This is a genomic window from Cronobacter turicensis, from assembly GCF_041222865.1.
GTDB lineage: Bacteria > Pseudomonadota > Gammaproteobacteria > Enterobacterales > Enterobacteriaceae > Cronobacter > Cronobacter turicensis.
In genome coordinates this window covers 252,732-271,097 of the sequence record NZ_CP165997.1, presented here as the reverse complement: position 1 = coordinate 271,097, position 18,366 = coordinate 252,732, and the positions used below count along the sequence as shown (strand labels likewise).

The window sequence follows — 18,366 nt, the reverse complement described above, 5'->3', positions numbered from 1 at the left end:
AACCTTGCTGCATGTGCCTCAATTTCCAAATCACCTTCATGGGGAGTGACAGACATTTTTAAATGGAAGTTATTACCAAGAAAATTTGGTGGTGGCATAAGATACATACAGAAATTTAAAGATTCATGGGTTATTCATAATAAACTACTTATAAGAATGTCTGCAACGCAGTATCATTTGCTTGCGGAGTTCCTGGCTGGCGTATGTTGGATTGAAGTAGGCGGAGATCCTAATTTTATAGATAGAGTGGCCTTCGAAGTAAGAACCTTTGACTGGAGTGGGCCTGACATTTTTGACAGATATCTAACCATCACCAGTCCACCGGAGAAAACTTCAGTTGGATTCGTAAGCATACAACTGCGTACTGCGGCGAAAACAATGGGCATAGACCCTTCAACCATGAGCACGACACAGTGGCGCCAGTTGTCAAACTGCCTTGAAAAAGATGCCTATAATATCAGCCTGGTTGCCAGGCACCTTCGGCAGTTAGCTGATTATGATAAATTTACGCAAACCTTAAAAAAGGAAGATATAAGAATTGTAGGTACACGGTATAATAGAGGCGTCGTGCCTACACTGGATGAGATAAAAAGAAACACAAGATACGGCGATTTTATTCTAAAAAACTGGCAGCGTTTTCACTGGCTGATATGGGATTAGTATGAAATATTTTTACAGGATTTTATTGCTCGTACTTTATATATCAGGCATCGCCACGTTATTGATCGTCACCGTGGACAAATACTCATGGATGAGCGAAATGGATCCGTCGCTCTCACCTGACATGCTCCCGGTTGATAACGGTTCTGGTGACCGCGGCGTGGTGTCCTTTCTGGCGTTCGTTGTTGCACTGTTAACGCAGGTCATTGCTTCCTTTTTTGAAAAAAGCAAAACGTGGAAAACGCTGTCTGTCTTTTGTGCCGCTTTAGCTATTGTGATTTACGTTTTGCGATAAAGATATTCACGCATGGCAGGCAGAGATATCTGCAATAAAAAAACCGCCGGGTCGATCCGGCGGTTTTTTGCATCAGCAGTAAATTAAGAAAGCAGCGTAAACGCAATCATCCCGACAATCGCGCCGGTGGTGCCAAGCAGCGTTTCCATCATCGTCCAGGTTTTGAGGGTTTGCGCTTCGGTAGCGCCGGTGAATTTACCAAACAACCAGAAACCGGCGTCGTTGACGTGGCTCACCACAATCGAGCCGCCCGCGATGCAGATCGACAGCGCGGCAAGCTGCGCGCCGGAGAAATGCAGCTGATCGATAACCGGCATCACCAGCCCAACCGCAGTCAGGCAGGCGACGGTCGCGGAGCCCTGAATAATGCGCACCGCGGCGGCCAGCACAAAGCAGGTCAAGGCAATCGGCAAGCCCATGCCGGTCAGCGCGCCGCCGAGCGCCGGTCCGACGCCGGAATCCACCAGCACTTGTTTGAACACGCCGCCTGCGCCAATCACCAGCAGAATAATGCCCGCCGGTTGCAGCGCCTGGCCGCAAATCGCCATGACTTTCTCTTTTTCCATCCCCTGACGCCGCGCGAGGCCGTAAATCGCCACCAGGCAGGCGACCAGAATCGCGGTAAACGGATGACCGATAAACTGCAGCCATTCGTAGAGCGTCGAGCCTTGCGCGGTGAAACGCGCCGCGATGGTTTTCAGGCCCACCAGCACCAGCGGCAGCAGAATGAGCGAGAGGCTGAAACCGAAGGACGGCAGTTTGCCTTCGCCGAGGTGCGGTTCGCTGATATCGTCAGGCGTGTACAGTTCGACATGGCGGCTGATGAAGTTACCGAAAAGCGGCCCCGCCACCAGCATGCCAGGGATAGCGGCGCACAGGCCGATTAAAATCATCCAGCCAAAATCGGCGTGCATCTGGGAGGCGAGCAGCATCGGCGCAGGCCCCGGCAGCAGAAACGCCGCGGCGGCCGCGACGCCCGCAAACAGCGGGATCACAAGCTTCACGAGATTCGTGCCGGTGTGGCGCGCCATCGAAAACGCGACGCTAATCAGCAGCACAATCGCCACTTCGAAAAACAGCGGCAGCGCGCAAATCAGGCCCGCAAGGCCAATCGCGTAATGCGCGCGGCTGTGGCCGAAGGATTTCAGCATCTTGACCGCAATCTGATCGACCGCGCCGGTCTCATGCAGGATTTTGCCGAACATCGCGCCCAGCGCCACGACCACCGCCAGAAAGCCGAGCGTGCCGCCCATGCCCTTTTCCATAGTGGACGCGATTTTATCGAGCGGCATGCCGGAGAAAAGCCCGGCGCCAATAGATACCACCATCAGCGCGACAAAGGCGTGCATACGCGCCTTCATCACCAGGAACAACAGAAGTAAAACGGACCCTACTGCCGTTAACACGAGGGTTAATGTATTCACGACTTACTCGCCTTTGTTGATAAGCGCGATGGTGCTGTCGATAACGTCGTCGAGCGACTGGTTAATATCCACAAACAGCACATCTTTTTCATCTTCCTGCGGGGCTTCCAGCGCCTCGAACTGGGTGACCAGCATTTGCGGCTTGAAGAAGTGCCCTTTACGCGCGCGCAGGCGGTTCTCGATCACTTCAAAATCGCCTTTCAGCCAGATGAAAGAGAGGTTCGGGTTGCCGCTGCGCAGGATATCGCGATAGCGTTTTTTCAGCGCCGAGCAGACGATGAGCGATACTTTGTTGGTGCGCTGCATGGCGAAGGCGGCGTCGTTGAGCGCCTGCAACCACGGCGTGCGGTCGTCATCGTTCAGCGGATCGCCCGCCGCCATTTTCATGATGTTGCGGCGCGGATGCAGAAAGTCGCCATCAAGAAACGCGGCTTTCAGACGATGCGCGACTTCGCTGGCGACAACGGATTTCCCGCTGCCGGAAACGCCCATCAGGATATAAATATGGTGATCATGATTGGTCGTGCTCATTGCAGTACTCCCCTGGCAAAGGCATTACGGATAATGTTACGGGTAACTGTTAACGGTAACATTGTCTGGCTCACACTGAAAATTAGCAATTTCCGCAGGCTCTCAGCATGAATAAGTGTGAGCCAGTTCAAATTTGTGGGATTAAATTGAACCGCCAGGCGAGAGCGTAAAACCGAGATCGAGCATTTGCGGGGTAACCGTTTCGCCGCGGATACGCGCCAGCAGACGCTCGGCGCCGATGCGTCCCATACGTTCGCGCGGCGTCAGCACGCTGGCGAGTTGCGGCTCCATCACCTGGCCGATATCGTGGCCGTGAAAACCGGCAATCGCCATATCGTCAGGAATGCGCAGGCCCAGACGCTGGCATTCAAACGCGGCGCCGATCGCGAGATCGTCATTGGTGCAGAAGATACTGTCGAGCTGCGGATACTCCCGACGCGCCTGGCGCAGCAGTTCGCTGCCGGTCGAGAAAGACGAAGAGTGTTCGACCATCACGCTGTAGGGCGTCAGGCCCGCGTCGAGCATCGCCTGCTCGTAGCCTTTCTGTTTCATGATGGTGCGCTCGTCGAGGCGCGCGCCGAGATACGCGACGTGCCGATGACCGCGGGCGATGATGGCCGCCGTCATCTGGCGGGCGGCGTCGAAGTTATCAAACCCCACGGCGATATCCAGACACGGCGAGACGCTGTCCATTAGCTCCACCACCGGAATGCCCGCCACTTCAATCATTTTGAGCGTGCGCGGCGTGTGGTTGCGTTCGGTTAAAATCAGGCCGTCGATATTCCAGGAGAGCATCGACTCCAGGCGCTCCTCTTCCAGCTCCGGCTTATACCCGTAGTGGGCCAGCATAGTCTGGTAGCCGTGCGCGTCGATGACGCTTTCGATGCCGCGTAAGACTTCAGCGAAAACCTGGTTGGTCAGGGAAGGCAGCAGCACGCCGATGGCGCGGCTGGTCGCGTTGGAGAGAATATCCGGCGCGCGGTTGGGAATGTAGCCAAGCTCATCCAGCGCCGCCGCGATTTTGCTGCGCAGCGCCAGCGAGACTTGCTCGGGGTTGCGCAGGTAGCGGCTGATGGTCATTTTGGTCACGCCGACGCGATCGGCCACATCCTGGAGTACCGGTCTTCTCTTTTTCATCGTCCTGAAGGGGGGATAAGATCATGGGTAATAACCAGTTTATCACGGACGTGCAACAACCTTCCCCTGTTTAGAGGAAGGTTGCGAGTGAGGTTAAAGATTTATCAGACCGGCGGCAGATCAAACAGCAGGATTTCGCTGTCGCTGTCGGCGTGGATGGCAAGGGTGGCTTCGTCCCAGATAGCCAGGCCATCGCTGGTGGTCGCGCGGGTGCCGTTGATGGTCACCTCGCCCTTCACCACCTGGATCCAGACGCGGCGGCCATCGGCAGGCACGTACTGCCCGTCTTCGCCATTCAGCAGCGCCCAGCGCGACAGTTCCATATCCTGATGCACTTTCAGCGAGCCGTCGCGGGCATCCGGGGACAGCACCAGTTGGCGGCCCTGGGCGGCGTCGAAGCGGCGCTGCTCGTAGCGTGGCTCAATGCCATTTTCAGACGGCATAATCCAGATCTGGTACAGACGCAGACGCTCGGTGGCGCTCGGGTTGTACTCGGAGTGGCGCACGCCGGTCCCGGCGCTCATTATCTGGAACTCACCGGCAGGCACCTGCTCTTTATTGCCCATGCTGTCCTGATGCTCAACCGCGCCTTCCAGCACGTAAGTCAGGATTTCCATGTCTTTATGCGGGTGGGTACCGAACCCCTGGCCTGCGTCGATGACGTCGTCGTTAATCACCCGCAGGGCGGAAAAGCCCATGAAATTCGGGTCGTAGTAATTAGCGAACGAGAAGGTGTGCCAGGAATCCAGCCAGCCGTGATTCGCGTGACCGCGGTCGTTTGCTTTGCGTAAATAGATCATCGTGTACCCCCTTAGCGATTTGATGGGGTAAGTGTGGACCTGTTACGTTCGCGATCATAGAGGGTGAAAATTGACTCCTCTGTTCAAATTTTGTGAACAAGAACAGAGGAGCCGGTAGCCCTTATTTCGCAAGGGTTACCGTGGCGGGAGACGCCTGCTCGAAGCCGCGTTCGAGGATCTCCAGGTTGGTAAGCACATCAGATTCTCTGACATAATTCGGCGCGCCGTTGACGAGGGTGTCATAGAGCGCGTCATAGACACGGCCATAGTCGCCCTCTTCCGGTTTGATCTCTTCACGCACCGTTTCGCCGCGCTCGTTGACATACTCCAGACGCCCGATGCTGTCATCCGCCGCAAAGCCTGGCTCGCCGGGCATAATCCCGGCCTTCAGGCTGGTTTCCTGCTGGTCGATGCCATATTTGATAAATGAGCCTTTTTTGCCGTGGACGATAAATTTTGGGTAGTCGATTTTGACGTAATGGCTGGTCTTCACGATGGCTTTCAGATCGCCATAAAAGAGCTGCGCCTCGAAGGTGTCATCCGGGTTGGCTTTATTACGCAGGCTGCGGATGTCATAGCTGACGTGATCGGGGCGGCCAAACAGCGAAATAATCTGATCCATCGTGTGCACGCCGAGCCCGAAAAACATGCCGTCTTCCGGCAGGCCGGGTTTGGTTTCCGCCTCAGGCCGGTAGTAGTCGAAATGGCTTTCAATTTCGACAATCTCACCAAGCTTGCCGCTCTCAATGACCTTACGTGCGGTAAGAAAACACGAATCAAAACGGCGGTTCTGATACGGTGTGACCACAAGCCCCTTGCTCCTTGCCAGATCCTGGAGCAGGCGCGCCTCCGCGACGCTTGTCGTGAACGGTTTTTCCACCAGCACGTTTTTCCCGGCTTCCAGCGCGCGTTTCGCATACTCGAAGTGGCTGTCGGCATGCGTACAGATGACCACCAGTTTCACCGAGGCGTCATTCAGGATGTCATCCAGATCGCTCGTAAAGTGAATATGCTGATAACGCGGGTGGCTTTCCAGCTCCGGTTTGGGGTGGCGACGGAAGATATGCGCGACGTGAAACGTCTCTTTGCGGTGTAAAACGTAGGGAAGATGGTAGCGGGTGGTGCTTTTGCCAAAACCAATAAAAGCGCAGTTAATCGTCATTGCCCAATCCTTATCGCGAGTTAACCCATTGTGTTAACCATAGATCATCAGGCAAAAAAAAAGCCAGCACCCGGCTGGCTAAGAAATACTGGAAGCAATGTGAGCAATGTCGTGCTTTCAGGATGTTCCGTTGGGGTTCCCCCTGAACGCATGACAATAATAATCATTATCATTCGCATGTGTCCAGCCTTTTTTGAAAAAAATTTGGGAATTGACCGGCAAGAAAAAAGCATTGATGTTGAAGGGGATTTTGTTTTCCTGGGCGGGGAAGCCATGCGCCTCGCCTTCACATCCTCCGACCACAGCGGGAGCGCGCCATGAATGAGATAGTAGTAAGACATGCGGAAGCGGAAGACGCGCAGGCGTTGCAGCAGATCCACACGATGCCGGAAATCATCCACAACACGCTGCAAATTCCGCATCCGTCGCTCGCGATGTGGCGAGACCGGCTCGGCGCGCCGCAGCCGGGGCGTCGTCAGCTGGTGGCGTGTATTGATGGCGAAGTCGTCGGGCATCTGGCCTTAACGGTGGAGCAAAACCCGCGCCGCAGCCATGTAGCGACGTTCGGGATGAGCGTTCACCCCGGCTGGCGCAACCGCGGCGTGGCGTCGGCGCTGATGCGCGAAATGGTAAACCTGTGTGATAACTGGCTGCGCATCGAGCGGATCGAGCTGACGGTGTTTGTCGATAATGCGCCTGCGCTGGCGGTGTACCGCAAGTTCGGGTTTGAGACGGAAGGCACCGGCAAGCGTTACGGCCTGCGTAACGGCGAGTACGTCGACGCGTATTTTATGGCGCGGGTAAAGGCGGGTTAACGCTCCCACCGCCGTTTCTGGGATGTTTAAATTGCGCCACACGGCGGGTGCGCGTGGCTTACCCGCCCTACAAACAACAAACATTGAGATGTTTAAATTCGTAGGGTGGGTAAGCGTAGCGCACCCGCCATTTACATTGCGCGACCCTTTTTGGTCATGACGCGGCGGGCGCTACATTAATAACCCGCCGTTAAATCATCGACGCTGCGCGGGTCGGACGCGCCGTAAAGCGCCCCGTCCGGGCCAATCATAATGCTCTGGGTGCTGCCCATCGCCTCTTTCACCGCCACGTTCTGTCCTTTCTCACGCAGCAGCTTCAGCGTATCCGGGCTAAAACCCTTCTCCACCCGCAGCTCATCCGGCAGCCACTGGTGATGGAATCGCGGCGCGTTGGTGGCTTCCGCCACGTTCATACCGTAATCAATCGTATTCACCACCATCTGCAATACGGTAGTGATAATGCGACTGCCGCCTGGGCTGCCGGTCACCAGCCACGTCTTGCCATCCTTCACGACAATCGTCGGCGACATCGACGACAGCGGGCGTTTCTTCGGCCCCACCGCGTTCGCATCGCCGCCCACCAGGCCATAAACGTTCGGCGTCCCCGGCTTGGCGGAGAAATCGTCCATCTGGTTATTCATCAGAATGCCGGTATCGCCCGCCACAATGCCGCTGCCAAAGGTGGTGTTAAGCGTATAGGTCACCGCCACCGCATTGCCGTCTTTATCGACGACAGAAAAATGCGTGGTCTGGTTGCTCTCATAAGGCGCGAGATTTCCCGGTTTAATCTCGTTCGACGGACGCGCCTTATTCACATCGATCTGCTGCGCCAGCGATTTCGCGTAGGCCTTGCTGGTCAGCGCCTGCCACGGCACCTTCACGAAATCCGGGTCGCCCAGATACTCCGAGCGGTCGGCGTAGGCGTATTTTTCCGCCTCGGCCATGATCTGCATCGCGTCGGCGCTGCCGAAGCCATATTTATGCAGATCGAAATTCTCAAGGATATTCAGGATCTGCACGATATGGATCCCGCCCGACGACGGCGGCGGCATCGAATACACCTGATAACCACGGTAGCTGCCGCTCACAGGCGTACGCTCCACCGCTTTGTAATTCGCCAGATCGGCTTTGGTGATAAGCCCGCCGTTTTTCGCCATCTCGTCAGCTATCTGGTCGGCAATCGGGCCTTTATAGAAGGCGTCGGGGCCATCTTTGGCGATAAGCTCAAGGCTCTTTGCAAGATTCGCCTGCACCAGCTTGTCGCCCTTCTGATACGGATTACCGTCCTGTTTCCAGAAAATCGCCTTGCTGGTCGGGTGATTCGGGAGCGTCTCCACGCCGTAGGTTTTTAAATCGATGGCAAGCGCGTCATTGACCGTAAACCCGTCGCGAGCAAGCGTAATGGCGGGCTGAATGACTTTATCGAGCGGCATCGTGCCATATTTTTGCAGCGCGAGCGTGAAGCCCGCGACGCTGCCCGGCGTGCCGGAGGCGAGATGCGAGGTGAGCGATTTTTTGCTGTCGGCGTTGCCCTGCGCGTCGAGGAACATATCGCGCGTGGCTTTTTCCGGCGCCATTTCGCGGAAATCGATCGCCGTGACGTTGCCGTCTTTGGTGCGCAGCATCATAAAGCCGCCGCCGCCGAGATTACCGGCCTGCGGATGCGTTACCGCCAGGGCGAACCCCACCGCGACCGCCGCATCCACCGCGTTACCGCCCTGCTTTAGCACATCGACGCCCACCTGCGTCGCCGCGGCGTCCACCGAGGCCACCATGCCGTGTTCGGCACGCACCGGATGAAAGACATCTTCTTCCACGCCATACGAGACGGGCGCAGGCGCTGCGACAGGCGGTGGCGCGGCCCCCGCCATAAAACTACAGGTGACCGCCAGCGCCGCTATCACGCTCTGGCGTACGGTTTTCCACTGCATCATCATTATTGTTCTCCGCTTATTATCCGGGACGCTCCCCGCAATAAGTCTGGTTCACAACTCTTAAAAGATCATCGTGCTGTCACAGAGGAGGTAAACTGAAAAGATCTTCCACAGGGGAGGGAAATACCATGAAACGCTATTTACTGATTGCCGCAGCGCTTCCGCTGGCGGCGCTTGCCGAACCGATTAACGTCATCAACAACCCTAACCAGCCGGGGTATGTGAACCCCAGCCAGCAGCGCTTGCAGACGCAAATGCAAAGCCAGCAGCTTCAGCAGAAAGGGATGCTTAATCAGCAGATCCAGACGCAAAGCCGCCTGCAACAGCAGCAGTTGCAAACTCAGATGAATAATAACGTCGAGCGTATTCAGCAGAACCAGCCGGGGAACCTTAACCCGCCGCGGGAGCAGGTGCTGCCGAACACCAACGGCGGCATGCTGAATAGCAGCAGTAGCGGCAGCAGCACGCAGCATATGCTTAACAGCAACGGCGCGACGCTGAACAGTACGTCGCAGACGCACATGATTGAGCCGCGTCAGAACGGCGATATGCTGCGACAAAGCGGCACCACGCTGAATACGCAGAGCGCCATCACGCCTTAAGCGCGAAAATCCGGCCCGATCTCGTCAATCGCATCAGTGCAGATGCAGTCCACGCCCCAGGCGAGCAGCTCCAGCGCGCGCCGGGGCGAATTCACGGTATAGACCAGAATACGCAGACCCGCGTCTTTCAGTTGCGCGACGCGCGCCTGATCCAGCAGCTTATGGTTCAGATGAATAGACACGCAGGCGAGACGCGTGGTCAACGCCTGCCAGTCGTCGCGCCACTCATCCAGCAGCAACCCGCGCGGCAGTTCCGGCGCGGCCTGTTGCGCCGCCTCCAGCGCCTCGATGGAGAACGACGAGAGCAGCGGCGCGGTCATATCGCTCCAGAGCGCGCGCGCGGCCAGCGCCACTACGCGCCCGGTTTCGGCATCCGCGCCGGTCGTCGGTTTAATCTCAATATTCGCCATCATATGATGCTCGCGGCAGCGCTGCGCCACGTCGCTCATCAGCGCCAGCCTCTCGCCTTTAAACGCGCCGCTGAACCAGCTGCCGGCGTCCACTTTCAGCAGCGCATCCCAGTTCAGCTCGCCCGCCACGCCCCAGCCGTTGCTGGTGCGCTCCAGCGTGTCGTCATGCAGCAGGAAAATCTGGCCGTCTTTCGAGAGCTTCACGTCAAACTCAATCATGGCGTGACCCAGGCGCGCGCCGGTTTCAATCGCCGCCAGGGTGTTTTCCGGTGCCAGTCGGCCGCCGCCGCGGTGGGCGACGATGGGAGGATATGGCCAGTTGCTCATAAACGTTGTCCTGTTTCACCATCAAAAAAGTGCAGATGATTTTCCGGCAGGTGCAGCCACAGCTGGCTGCCCGGCTGCGGACGCTCCTGATGCGCCAGGCGCGCCACCACTTTCTGGCTGCCCCAGCGGCCATGCGCGAGATTATCCGCGCCCAGCATCTCCAGCGTATCGAGCGGCAGCGGCACGCCGCCTGCGGCCTGTGAGCTTAGCGCAATATGTTCCGGGCGGATACCCAGCGTCACCTTGCGCCCGGCGAGCGTTTTATGCAGCCGCCCAAGCGGCAGGGAAAGCCCGCCGTCGATATCAAAATGGGTGCCTTCGGTATTCACCCGCCCTTCCAGCAGGTTCATCGCCGGGCTGCCGATAAAGCTCGCCACAAAGCGGCTGGCGGGCTTTTCGTAGACCTCCACCGGCGTGCCTATCTGCTCCGCCACGCCTTTATTCATCACCATCACGCGCTGGGCGAGCGTCATCGCCTCGACCTGATCGTGCGTCACATACAGCGACGTGGTGCGCAGACGACGGTGCAACTGTTGCAGTTCAAGGCGCATCTGCACGCGCAGCTTAGCGTCGAGGTTTGAAAGCGGTTCATCGAAGAGGAATACCGCCGGATCGCGCACAATCGCGCGGCCCATGGCCACGCGCTGGCGCTGGCCGCCGGAGAGCTCACGCGGGCGGCGTTTTAACAGCTCATCCAGTTCCAGAATGCGCGCCGCTTCTTTGACGCGCTCGGCGATATGCGCTTTGCCCATCCCACGAATTTTCAGGCCCCAGGCCATGTTCTCTTCAACATTCATATGCGGATAGAGCGCATAATTCTGGAACACCATGGCGATGCCGCGCTCTTTCGGCTCCATCTCGGTGACGCGCTGGCGGTCTATCCAGATATCGCCGCTACTCACGCGCTCAAGCCCGGCCACCATACGCAGCAGCGTCGATTTACCACAGCCGGAGGGGCCGACCATCACGATAAATTCGCCATCCGCGACGTCCACCGTCAGCGGCTGAATGACCTGCGTTTTGCCGTTATCCCAGCTTTTGGTGACTGCCTGTAATTTGAGTCCTGCCATCTTATTTCTCGCTATCCACCAGCCCGCGAACAAACGCGCGCTGCATCACTAAAACAATCACCACCGGCGGGATAAGCGTCAGCAGCATCGCCGCCATCACCTGATTCCACTGCGTGCTGCCCTCGCCCACCGAAATCATGCCTTTAATGCCCGCCACCGCCGTGCCGAGCGACGGATCGCTGACAATCAGCAACGGCCAGAGATACTGGTTCCAGCCGTAGATAAACGTAATGACGAACAGCGCCGCGAGGTTGGTTTTGGACAGCGGCAGCACGATGTCGCGGAAAAACCGCATCGGCGAGGCGCCGTCAATGCGCGCCGCTTCCATCAGCTCGTCAGGCAGCGTCATAAAGAACTGGCGGAACAGAAAGGTGGCGGTCGCGGACGCCATCAGCGGCAACGTGAGGCCGGTGTAGCTATCCATCATCTTCAGGTTGGCTATCACCTCCACCGTCGGGAAAATGCGCACTTCCACCGGCAGCATCAGCGTAATAAAAATCATCCAGAAGAAGAGGTTACGCAGCGGGAAGCGAAACCAGACGATGGCGAACGCCGAGAGCATCGACACCGCGATTTTCCCGACGGTAATGCTGAACGCCATGATGAAACTGTTAAGCAGCATCAGCCAAAACGGCGCGCTGTTGGCCCCGACGCCGTTTACCCAGATATCCTTCAGGTTTTCCCACAGGTGCGTGCCGGGAATAAGCGTCATCGGCGTGGCAAACACGGCCTGGTTATCGAGCGTTGCCGCGACAAACGCCACGTAGAGCGGAAAGAGAATCGCGGCGATGCCAAGAATCAAAATGGTATGGCTGAAAATCGTCAGCCCAGGGCGGTTTTCAATCATTGGTAACGCACCTTACTTTCCACATAGCGGAACTGCACCACGGTGAGAATAATCACCAGCACCATCAGCACCACCGACTGCGCGGCGGAGGTGGAGAGATCCAGCCCGGCGAATCCTTCGCGGTAAATCTTGTAAATCAGCGTAGTGGTGGCCTGCACCGGCCCGCCCGCGGTGGCGGCGTCGATGACCGGGAAGGTATCGAAAAAGGCATAGACCAGGTTCACCACCAGCAGGAAAAAGCTCACCGGCGCGATAAGCGGCAGCGACAGCTTAAAGAAGCGACGCACCGGGCCTGCGCCGTCGATGGCGGCCGCCTCGACCAGCGAGCGCGGGATCGACTGCAACGCCGCGAAGAAGAACAAAAAGTTGTAGCTGATTTGCTTCCAGACCGAGGCGAACACCACCAGGAACATCGCCTGGCCGCTGTTCTGCGAGTGGTTCCAGTAGTAGCCCATCTGTTCGAGCACATGAGTGATAAGCCCGCGTCCGGGGTTAAAGAGGAAAATCCACAGTACGGCGGCGATGGCGGGCGCAACGGCATACGGCAGCAGCATTAGCGTTTGATAGAAACGACTGCCGCGCACCACGTAATCCACGAGGGCGGCGAAAAAAAGCGATATCAGCAGCCCGCTGACGGTCACCAGCGTGCTGAATTTAATGGTGGTCCAGAAGGAATCCAGGTAGTAGCTGTCGTGCAACAACTGGGTAAAGTTCGCCAGCCCGACAAACTGGCTCGATAGCCCGAATGGATCGATGCTCTGTACGGAGTACCAGAGCGCCTCGCCCGCAGGCCAGATAAAAAAGATGACGGTGATAATCAGCTGCGGCGCCAGTAACGCATAGGGCAGCCAGCCTGAACGAAACACCGGACGGGATGATGACATAGAGAAACGCTTTCCTGAAAAATGCCGGGTGCGGGTGCGGGTGCGCCTGCGCCTTACCCGGCCTGGGGATCCAGAGCAGGTAAGCGAAGCGCATACGCCGCGCCAACCCGCTCCCGGCGGTACAATTTCTGGTTCCGTGTAGGGCGGGTAAGCGAAGCGCACCCGCCGTTCGAAACGACACCCGCCGCGCCAACCCGCTCCCGACGTTACGATTTCGTCGACTGCTCGAAGCGGCGCAACAGTTGATTACCACGCTCAACGGCGGAATCCAGCGCCTGCTGCGGGGTTTTCTTGCCGGTCCAGACGCTTTCCAGCTCCTCGTCAACCACGGTACGGATCTGCGGCATATTGCCCAGACGCAGCCCTTTGGTGAACGGCAACGGCGGCTTATTCAGCATCTGACGCGTCGCGATATCCGCGCCCGGGTTCTTCTCATAGAAGCCCTGCTGGCGGGTCAGGTCGTAAGCGGCTTTAGTGATAGGCAGATAACCGGTTTTCTGGTGCCATTGCGCGGCATTTTCCGGCTGCGCGAGGAAGTTCAGGAACTCCGCCACGCCTTTGTACATCGCCTTGTCTTTGCCCTGCATCACCCACAGGCTCGCCCCGCCGATAATGGCGTTCTGCGGCGCGCCTTTCACATCGGCATCGTACGGCATCATGCCCACGCCGTAGTTGAATTTGGCGTAGTGGCGGATATCCGCGAGCGAGCCGGAAGAGGCGGTGGTAATGGCGCAATCGCCGTTGTAGAACTTCTCGGTGGACTCATCCTTACGCCCGAAGTAGCTGAAATCGCCTTTCTTGTTCAGATCTTCAAGCAGAGCGATATGCTTCACCTGCTCCGGCTTATTGAACTCCAGCACCGCGTCAGTGCCGTCAAAGCCGTTGTTTTTGGTGGCGACCGGCAGGCCATGCCAGGCGCTGAAGTTTTCAATCTGGATCCAGCCCTGCCAGCCGCTGGCGTAGCCGCACTTCATGCCAGAGGCTTTCAGCTTCGCGGTATAGGCCGCGAGATCCTGCCAGGTTTTCGGCGGCTGCTCCGGGTCTAAGCCCGCTTTTTTGAACGCGTCTTTGTTGTAATAGAGCACAGGCGTCGAGCTGTTGAACGGCTGAGAGAGCAGATGGCCGCTTTTCGCGTCGGTGTAATAGCCAGACACGGTCGGCACAAACTGCGACTCATCGAATGTAATGCCAGCATCGTTGAACACTTCGTACACAGGTTTGATGGCTTTGGACGCCATCATGGTGGCGGTACCTACTTCGTAGACCTGCAAAATCGCGGGCGCATTGCCGGTACGGAAAGCGGCGATCCCGGCCGCCAGGCTCTGCTCGTAGTTACCTTTATAAACCGGCTCGATTTTGTATTCCGGGTGCGCCTGGTTGAACCGCTGCGCCAGCGAATTCACCTCTTTGCCCAGTTCCCCTTCCATCGAATGCCAGAACGGAATGGTGGTGGCGGCCATCGCCTGGCTGCTCAGCGCCCATCCCAGAGCCACACAAATTGCTGTACGTCGTAACGAAGCTGTCATGTCTGTTATCTCTCTGATTATGCGTCGTTTGAGATGCGCGAAATCACGCGTTTTATGCTCGCGAGCTAACATGACATGCGCGTATGACAGAAAAATAACTGAATAGTGACAAGATAGTGACGCAACAGCGGCAGAGAAATGACGCGCCGGTGATGGTCTGGTGACGCAGGTTAAACGCGAAGTTGGGCCCTTGCCCGGCTCACGGGAGAGAGATGAAGAGGCCCGGCACGCGTTGCGCCGCCGGGCCGTACAGGCGAATCAACCGCCGAGATATGCGCTGCGCACCGCTTCGTTAGCGAGCAGCGCTTCGCCGGTATCTTCCAGCACCACGTGACCGTTCTCCAGCACGTAGCCGCGATCGGCGAGCTTCAGCGCCTGGTTGGCGTTCTGCTCAACCAGGAAAATCGTCATCCCCTCTTTGCGCAGCTGCTCGATGGTGTCGAAAATCTGCTGGATGATGATCGGCGCAAGACCAAGCGACGGTTCATCCAGCAACAGCAGGCGCGGCTGGCTCATCAGCGCGCGCCCAATCGCCAGCATCTGCTGTTCGCCGCCGGACATCGTCCCGGCGCGCTGAATGCGGCGCTCGTGCAGGCGCGGAAAGAGATCGTACACGCGCTGAATACGTTCCTGATATTGCGAGCGGTCGGCGAAGAAGCCGCCCATCGCCAGGTTCTCTTCCACCGTCATGCGGGAAAAGACGCGGCGGCCTTCCGGCACAATCGCCACCGCTTCACGCATGATTTTCGCGGTCTGCCAGTCGGTAATGTCTTTACCATCAAAGACGATTTTTCCGGTGCTCGCGCGCGGGTCGCCGCACAGCGTGCCGAGTAGCGTGGTTTTACCGGCGCCGTTCGCGCCGATAAGGGTGACGATTTCACCCTGCCGGATATGCAGACTGACCTCATGCAGCGCCTGGATTTTGCCGTAGTGCGCGCTCACCCTGTCAAAAGATAACATCACGTTTTCCATCTTATGCCTCACCCAGGTATGCGCGAATCACGTCGGGGTTGTTGCGGATCTGCTCCGGCGTGCCGTTGGCAAGCGGCGTCCCCTGGTTTACCACGTAAATACGGTCTGAAATGCCCATCACCAGTTTCATGTCGTGCTCAATCAGCAGAATGGTCGTGTTGTGATGGTTGCGCAGCTCCACGATCAGCTCGTCCAGCTCTTTGGTCTCTTTCGGGTTCAGGCCCGCCGCCGGTTCATCAAGCATCAGAATGGCGGGTTGGGTCACCATGCAGCGGGCGATCTCCAGACGGCGCTGGTCGCCATACGCCAGGTTGCCCGCCTGGCGGTTGGCGTGCTGCAACAGGTTGATACGCTCAAGCCAGGTGGCGGCGCGATCGAGCGCTTCGCTATGCGCGCGGCGAAACGCCGGGGTTTTCAGCAGGCCGGAAAAAAGACCCGATTTAAGCTGCTGGTGTTGCGCCACCAGCAGGTTTTCAATCACCGTCATTTCACGGAACAGACGTACGTGCTGGAAGGTACGCACCACGCCCAGGCGGGCGATTTGCTGACCCGGCAGCCCTTCGAGATGCTGGTCGCGCAGCATAATGGTGCCGCCGGTTGGTTTATAGAAGCCGGTCAGGCAGTTGAATACCGTGGTCTTGCCGGCGCCGTTCGGGCCAATCAGCGAGACGATTTCACGCTCGCGCAGCTCAAGAGAGACATTATTGACGGCAAGCAGGCCGCCAAAGCGCATCATCAGGCCGCTGACGGATAATAAAGGCTGACTCATGCCTGCTCTCCTTTACGGCTCACACCATTTTTCAGTTTCAGCTGCGGGCGCGTCATCGGCAGTAATCCCTGCGGGCGCCAGATCATCATCAGCACCATCAGGCCGCCCAGCACCAGCATGCTGTATTCGTTCAGATCACGCATCAGCTCGCGCGACACCACCAGCAGAACAGCCGCCAGGATCACCGCAAACTGCGAGCCCATCCCGCCCAGCACCACAATCGCCAGCACGAACGCAGATTCCGCGAAAGTGAACGATTCCGGGCTGACAAAGCCCTGGCGCGCCGCAAACAGCGTCCCGGCGAAGCCCGCGAACGCGGCGCTGATGGTAAATGCGGTCAGCTTGATGCGCGTCGGGTTCAGGCCGAGCGAACGGCAGGCGATCTCATCCTCGCGCAGCGCTTCCCAGGCGCGGCCCAGCGGCATACGCAGCAGACGGTTAATCACGAACAGCGAGAACACCACCAGCAGCAACGCCACCAGGTAGAGCCAAATCACGCGATCGCTCGGGTCATACTTAACGCCAAAGAAGTTGCTGAAGGTGTCCCAGCCGCCTTCGCGCGCGGTGCGGCTAAACTCCAGGCCGAAGAAGGTCGGTTTCGGGATCTGGCTGATGCCGTTCGGGCCGCCGGTGATCTCTGTGTTATTCAGCAGCAGAATACGGACAATCTCGCCAAAGCCTAAGGTCACGATCGCCAGATAGTCGCCGCGCAGGCGCAGCACCGGGAAGCCGAGCAGGAAACCGGCGGCGGCGGACACCAGGCCCGCCAGCGGCAGACAGGTCCAGAAGCCCAGTCCGTAGTAGTGGTTCAGCAGCGCGAAGGTATAAGCGCCGATGGCGTAAAAACCGCCGTAGCCCAGCACCAGCAGACCGGAGAGCCCGACGACCACGTTCAGGCCGAGGCCCAGGATCACGTAAATCATGGTGAGCGTGGCGATATCTACCGTCCCGCGCGACACCATAAACGGCCACGCCACGGCGACCAGGAGCAGCGCTACCAGGAACAGTTTCTGTTTCACCGTCGAGCCGTCAATCGCCGGCAGAATAAACTTCGGCCCGGAGAGGTTTTTCAGGCCCTTCTGGAACAGCGGGCGCAAAAGCTGGAATAAAAAGACCACGCCGGCGCCGATGGCGATCCACTCCCAGCGAATGCTGTCGGCGGTGTCGACCACAAGACGCGTGCCGTCCAGCTCCAGCTGAACGCCCATAAAAATACCCGCCAGCAGGCAGAACATGGCGGCGGCCAGCAGCGCCGCCACAAAATGCATCGGTTTCATACTTTTTCTACCTCCGGGCGGCCCAGAATACCGGTCGGCATCACCAGCAGTACGCCGATTAACAGGGCAAACGACACCACATCTTTATATTCGGTGCTCAGGTAAGCCGAGCAGAGCGATTCGGTCACGCCCAGGATCAGGCCGCCTATCATCGCGCCCGGAATACTGCCGATGCCGCCAAGCACCGCCGCAGTGAAGGCTTTCATCCCGGCCATAAAGCCGATGTAGGGGTTAATCACGCCGTAGAACTGGCCGAGCAGCACGCCCGCCACTGCCGCCATCGCCGCGCCAATCACAAAGGTCAGCGCGATAACGCGGTCGGTATTGATGCCAAGCAGGCTCGCCATTTTCAGATCTTCAGCACAGGCGCGGCAGGCGCGACCCATGCGGGAGTAACGGATAAACAGCGTGAGCGCCAGCATCGCGATAAACGTCACGACCCAGATAACCAGCTGCATCGTGGTGATGCTGGCCGCGAAGTTTTCGCTGCTGCCGATGGTCCACTGACCGTTAAAGAGGCTCGGGAGCGCGACGTCGCGCGAGCCCTGCGTCAGGCTGACGTAGTTTTGCAGGAAAATAGACATCCCGATGGCGGAGATGAGCGCTATCAGACGTTTGGAGCTGCGCACGGGGCGATACGCCACACGCTCGATGCTCCAGCCATAGGCGCTGGAGACGACAATCGCGCCGATAAACGCGGCGCCGACCAGCAGCCAGCTGGCGTCGATACCCATCATCATCAGCGCGGCGATGATCATGAATGACACGTAGCTGCCAATCATATACACCTCGCCGTGGGCGAAGTTGATCATGCCGATAATGCCGTAAACCATGGTATAGCCGATGGCGATCAGCGCGTAGGTACTGCCCAGCGTGACGCCGTTAAACATCTGCTGCAGAAAATAGAGAAACTGCTCGGACATA

General features: G+C 58.0%; 20 protein-coding genes. 5 read left to right on the top strand and 15 right to left on the bottom strand.

The genetic code is table 11. From position 1 onward, the window contains the following. Positions 1 to 45: 45 nt before the first annotated feature. Both AB8W27_RS01275 and AB8W27_RS01270 read left to right on the top strand, forming a co-directional pair. Positions 46 to 660, top strand: a complete 615-nt coding sequence (locus tag AB8W27_RS01275; protein WP_345955820.1) for a hypothetical protein — start codon at positions 46 to 48, stop codon at positions 658 to 660. Between the two features lies 1 nt (position 661). Next, entirely contained in the window at positions 662 to 955 is a 294-nt protein-coding gene (locus AB8W27_RS01270; RefSeq protein WP_015742782.1) for a hypothetical protein, read from the top strand. A gap of 83 nt (positions 956 to 1,038) precedes the next feature. On the opposite strand, the gene gntU is transcribed toward AB8W27_RS01270, so the two are convergent. The 5 genes from gntU to AB8W27_RS01245 form a co-directional block, all read right to left on the bottom strand. Next, the gene (gene gntU, locus AB8W27_RS01265; protein ID WP_041924011.1) at positions 1,039 to 2,379 is read right to left on the bottom strand and encodes a gluconate transporter; all 1,341 of its coding nucleotides are present in this window, start codon (positions 2,377 to 2,379) and stop codon (positions 1,039 to 1,041) included. Positions 2,380 to 2,382: 3 nt separating this feature from the next. Beyond that, positions 2,383 to 2,910 carry a gluconokinase gene (gene gntK / locus AB8W27_RS01260; protein WP_015742784.1) on the bottom strand — a complete coding sequence of 176 codons (528 nt, stop codon included), beginning with the start codon at positions 2,908 to 2,910 and terminating at the stop codon, positions 2,383 to 2,385. Positions 2,911 to 3,051: 141 nt separating this feature from the next. Further along, a complete protein-coding gene (gene gntR / locus AB8W27_RS01255) occupies positions 3,052 to 4,047 on the bottom strand; it encodes a gluconate operon transcriptional repressor GntR (protein WP_007765042.1) in 996 nt (331 codons plus the stop codon). 104 nt (positions 4,048 to 4,151) lie between these two features. Continuing rightward, positions 4,152 to 4,847 (bottom strand): pirin family protein, encoded by a 696-nt coding sequence (locus AB8W27_RS01250; RefSeq protein ID WP_007765044.1) that lies wholly within the window; start codon positions 4,845 to 4,847, stop codon positions 4,152 to 4,154. A 121-nt stretch (positions 4,848 to 4,968) separates the two neighbouring features. Beyond that, positions 4,969 to 6,009, bottom strand: coding sequence for an oxidoreductase (locus AB8W27_RS01245; protein WP_015742785.1), 1,041 nt, complete (start codon positions 6,007 to 6,009; stop codon positions 4,969 to 4,971). 99 nt (positions 6,010 to 6,108) lie between these two features. Here AB8W27_RS01245 and AB8W27_RS01240 point away from each other — a divergent pair, with 99 nt between their 5' ends. Next, positions 6,109 to 6,330: a hypothetical protein gene (locus AB8W27_RS01240; RefSeq protein ID WP_161577988.1), complete on the top strand. Its 222-nt coding sequence runs from the start codon at positions 6,109 to 6,111 to the stop codon at positions 6,328 to 6,330. Then, positions 6,327 to 6,824 carry an N-acetyltransferase gene (gene yhhY, locus AB8W27_RS01235; protein ID WP_041924012.1) on the top strand — a complete coding sequence of 166 codons (498 nt, stop codon included), beginning with the start codon at positions 6,327 to 6,329 and terminating at the stop codon, positions 6,822 to 6,824. Before AB8W27_RS01240 ends, yhhY begins: the two co-directional genes overlap by 4 nt. Positions 6,825 to 7,000: 176 nt before the next feature. On the opposite strand, the gene ggt is transcribed toward yhhY, so the two are convergent. Further along, entirely contained in the window at positions 7,001 to 8,761 is a 1,761-nt protein-coding gene (gene ggt, locus AB8W27_RS01230) for a gamma-glutamyltransferase (RefSeq protein ID WP_369832992.1), read from the bottom strand. A 125-nt stretch (positions 8,762 to 8,886) separates the two neighbouring features. Between ggt and AB8W27_RS01225 the strand changes: the two genes are divergently transcribed. After that, positions 8,887 to 9,360, top strand: a complete 474-nt coding sequence (locus tag AB8W27_RS01225; protein ID WP_015742788.1) for a DUF2756 family protein — start codon at positions 8,887 to 8,889, stop codon at positions 9,358 to 9,360. Here AB8W27_RS01225 and ugpQ read toward each other — a convergent pair. From ugpQ to livH, 9 genes are all read right to left on the bottom strand, one after another. Continuing rightward, positions 9,357 to 10,097, bottom strand: coding sequence for a glycerophosphodiester phosphodiesterase (gene ugpQ / locus AB8W27_RS01220; RefSeq protein ID WP_015742789.1), 741 nt, complete (start codon positions 10,095 to 10,097; stop codon positions 9,357 to 9,359). The two genes, AB8W27_RS01225 and ugpQ, sit on opposite strands and share 4 nt — an antisense overlap. Beyond that, positions 10,094 to 11,167, bottom strand: a complete 1,074-nt coding sequence (locus AB8W27_RS01215; protein ID WP_015742790.1) for a sn-glycerol-3-phosphate import ATP-binding protein UgpC — start codon at positions 11,165 to 11,167, stop codon at positions 10,094 to 10,096. The genes ugpQ and AB8W27_RS01215 overlap by 4 nt, the downstream gene beginning before the upstream one ends. A gap of 1 nt (position 11,168) precedes the next feature. Next, positions 11,169 to 12,014: a sn-glycerol-3-phosphate ABC transporter permease UgpE gene (ugpE, locus tag AB8W27_RS01210; RefSeq protein ID WP_007765070.1), complete on the bottom strand. Its 846-nt coding sequence runs from the start codon at positions 12,012 to 12,014 to the stop codon at positions 11,169 to 11,171. Beyond that, positions 12,011 to 12,898 (bottom strand): sn-glycerol-3-phosphate ABC transporter permease UgpA, encoded by an 888-nt coding sequence (ugpA, locus tag AB8W27_RS01205; RefSeq protein ID WP_015742791.1) that lies wholly within the window; start codon positions 12,896 to 12,898, stop codon positions 12,011 to 12,013. Before ugpA ends, ugpE begins: the two co-directional genes overlap by 4 nt. A 206-nt stretch (positions 12,899 to 13,104) precedes the next feature. After that, complete coding sequence (gene ugpB / locus AB8W27_RS01200; RefSeq protein WP_041924013.1) at positions 13,105 to 14,424, bottom strand: sn-glycerol-3-phosphate ABC transporter substrate-binding protein UgpB; 1,320 nt, start codon at positions 14,422 to 14,424, stop codon at positions 13,105 to 13,107. A gap of 258 nt (positions 14,425 to 14,682) precedes the next feature. Further along, positions 14,683 to 15,396, bottom strand: coding sequence for a high-affinity branched-chain amino acid ABC transporter ATP-binding protein LivF (livF, locus tag AB8W27_RS01195; protein ID WP_041924014.1), 714 nt, complete (start codon positions 15,394 to 15,396; stop codon positions 14,683 to 14,685). 1 nt (position 15,397) lies between these two features. Further along, positions 15,398 to 16,165, bottom strand: coding sequence for a high-affinity branched-chain amino acid ABC transporter ATP-binding protein LivG (gene livG, locus AB8W27_RS01190; protein ID WP_004384853.1), 768 nt, complete (start codon positions 16,163 to 16,165; stop codon positions 15,398 to 15,400). Then, entirely contained in the window at positions 16,162 to 17,442 is a 1,281-nt protein-coding gene (locus tag AB8W27_RS01185) for a high-affinity branched-chain amino acid ABC transporter permease LivM (RefSeq protein ID WP_015742794.1), read from the bottom strand. Before AB8W27_RS01185 ends, livG begins: the two co-directional genes overlap by 4 nt. Continuing rightward, positions 17,439 to 18,365 carry a high-affinity branched-chain amino acid ABC transporter permease LivH gene (gene livH / locus AB8W27_RS01180; RefSeq protein WP_004384851.1) on the bottom strand — a complete coding sequence of 309 codons (927 nt, stop codon included), beginning with the start codon at positions 18,363 to 18,365 and terminating at the stop codon, positions 17,439 to 17,441. The genes AB8W27_RS01185 and livH overlap by 4 nt, the downstream gene beginning before the upstream one ends. Between the last annotated feature and the right edge of the window lies 1 nt (position 18,366).

What these genes read in the sequence shown, in the direction of transcription:
- AB8W27_RS01270 (WP_015742782.1), top strand. Translation starts at nt 662, where the DNA reads ATGAAATATTTTTACAGGATTTTATTGCTCGTACTTTATATATCAGGC.
- gntK (WP_015742784.1), bottom strand. Translation starts at nt 2,910, where the DNA reads ATGAGCACGACCAATCATGATCACCATATTTATATCCTGATGGGCGTT.
- gntR (WP_007765042.1), bottom strand. Translation starts at nt 4,047, where the DNA reads ATGAAAAAGAGAAGACCGGTACTCCAGGATGTGGCCGATCGCGTCGGC.
- AB8W27_RS01250 (WP_007765044.1), bottom strand. Translation starts at nt 4,847, where the DNA reads ATGATCTATTTACGCAAAGCAAACGACCGCGGTCACGCGAATCACGGC.
- AB8W27_RS01245 (WP_015742785.1), bottom strand. Translation starts at nt 6,009, where the DNA reads ATGACGATTAACTGCGCTTTTATTGGTTTTGGCAAAAGCACCACCCGC.
- yhhY (WP_041924012.1), top strand. Translation starts at nt 6,327, where the DNA reads ATGAATGAGATAGTAGTAAGACATGCGGAAGCGGAAGACGCGCAGGCG.
- ggt (WP_369832992.1), bottom strand. Translation starts at nt 8,761, where the DNA reads ATGATGATGCAGTGGAAAACCGTACGCCAGAGCGTGATAGCGGCGCTG.
- AB8W27_RS01225 (WP_015742788.1), top strand. Translation starts at nt 8,887, where the DNA reads ATGAAACGCTATTTACTGATTGCCGCAGCGCTTCCGCTGGCGGCGCTT.
- ugpQ (WP_015742789.1), bottom strand. Translation starts at nt 10,097, where the DNA reads ATGAGCAACTGGCCATATCCTCCCATCGTCGCCCACCGCGGCGGCGGC.
- AB8W27_RS01215 (WP_015742790.1), bottom strand. Translation starts at nt 11,167, where the DNA reads ATGGCAGGACTCAAATTACAGGCAGTCACCAAAAGCTGGGATAACGGC.
- ugpE (WP_007765070.1), bottom strand. Translation starts at nt 12,014, where the DNA reads ATGATTGAAAACCGCCCTGGGCTGACGATTTTCAGCCATACCATTTTG.
- ugpA (WP_015742791.1), bottom strand. Translation starts at nt 12,898, where the DNA reads ATGTCATCATCCCGTCCGGTGTTTCGTTCAGGCTGGCTGCCCTATGCG.
- ugpB (WP_041924013.1), bottom strand. Translation starts at nt 14,424, where the DNA reads ATGACAGCTTCGTTACGACGTACAGCAATTTGTGTGGCTCTGGGATGG.
- livF (WP_041924014.1), bottom strand. Translation starts at nt 15,396, where the DNA reads ATGGAAAACGTGATGTTATCTTTTGACAGGGTGAGCGCGCACTACGGC.
- livG (WP_004384853.1), bottom strand. Translation starts at nt 16,165, where the DNA reads ATGAGTCAGCCTTTATTATCCGTCAGCGGCCTGATGATGCGCTTTGGC.
- AB8W27_RS01185 (WP_015742794.1), bottom strand. Translation starts at nt 17,442, where the DNA reads ATGAAACCGATGCATTTTGTGGCGGCGCTGCTGGCCGCCGCCATGTTC.
- livH (WP_004384851.1), bottom strand. Translation starts at nt 18,365, where the DNA reads ATGTCCGAGCAGTTTCTCTATTTTCTGCAGCAGATGTTTAACGGCGTC.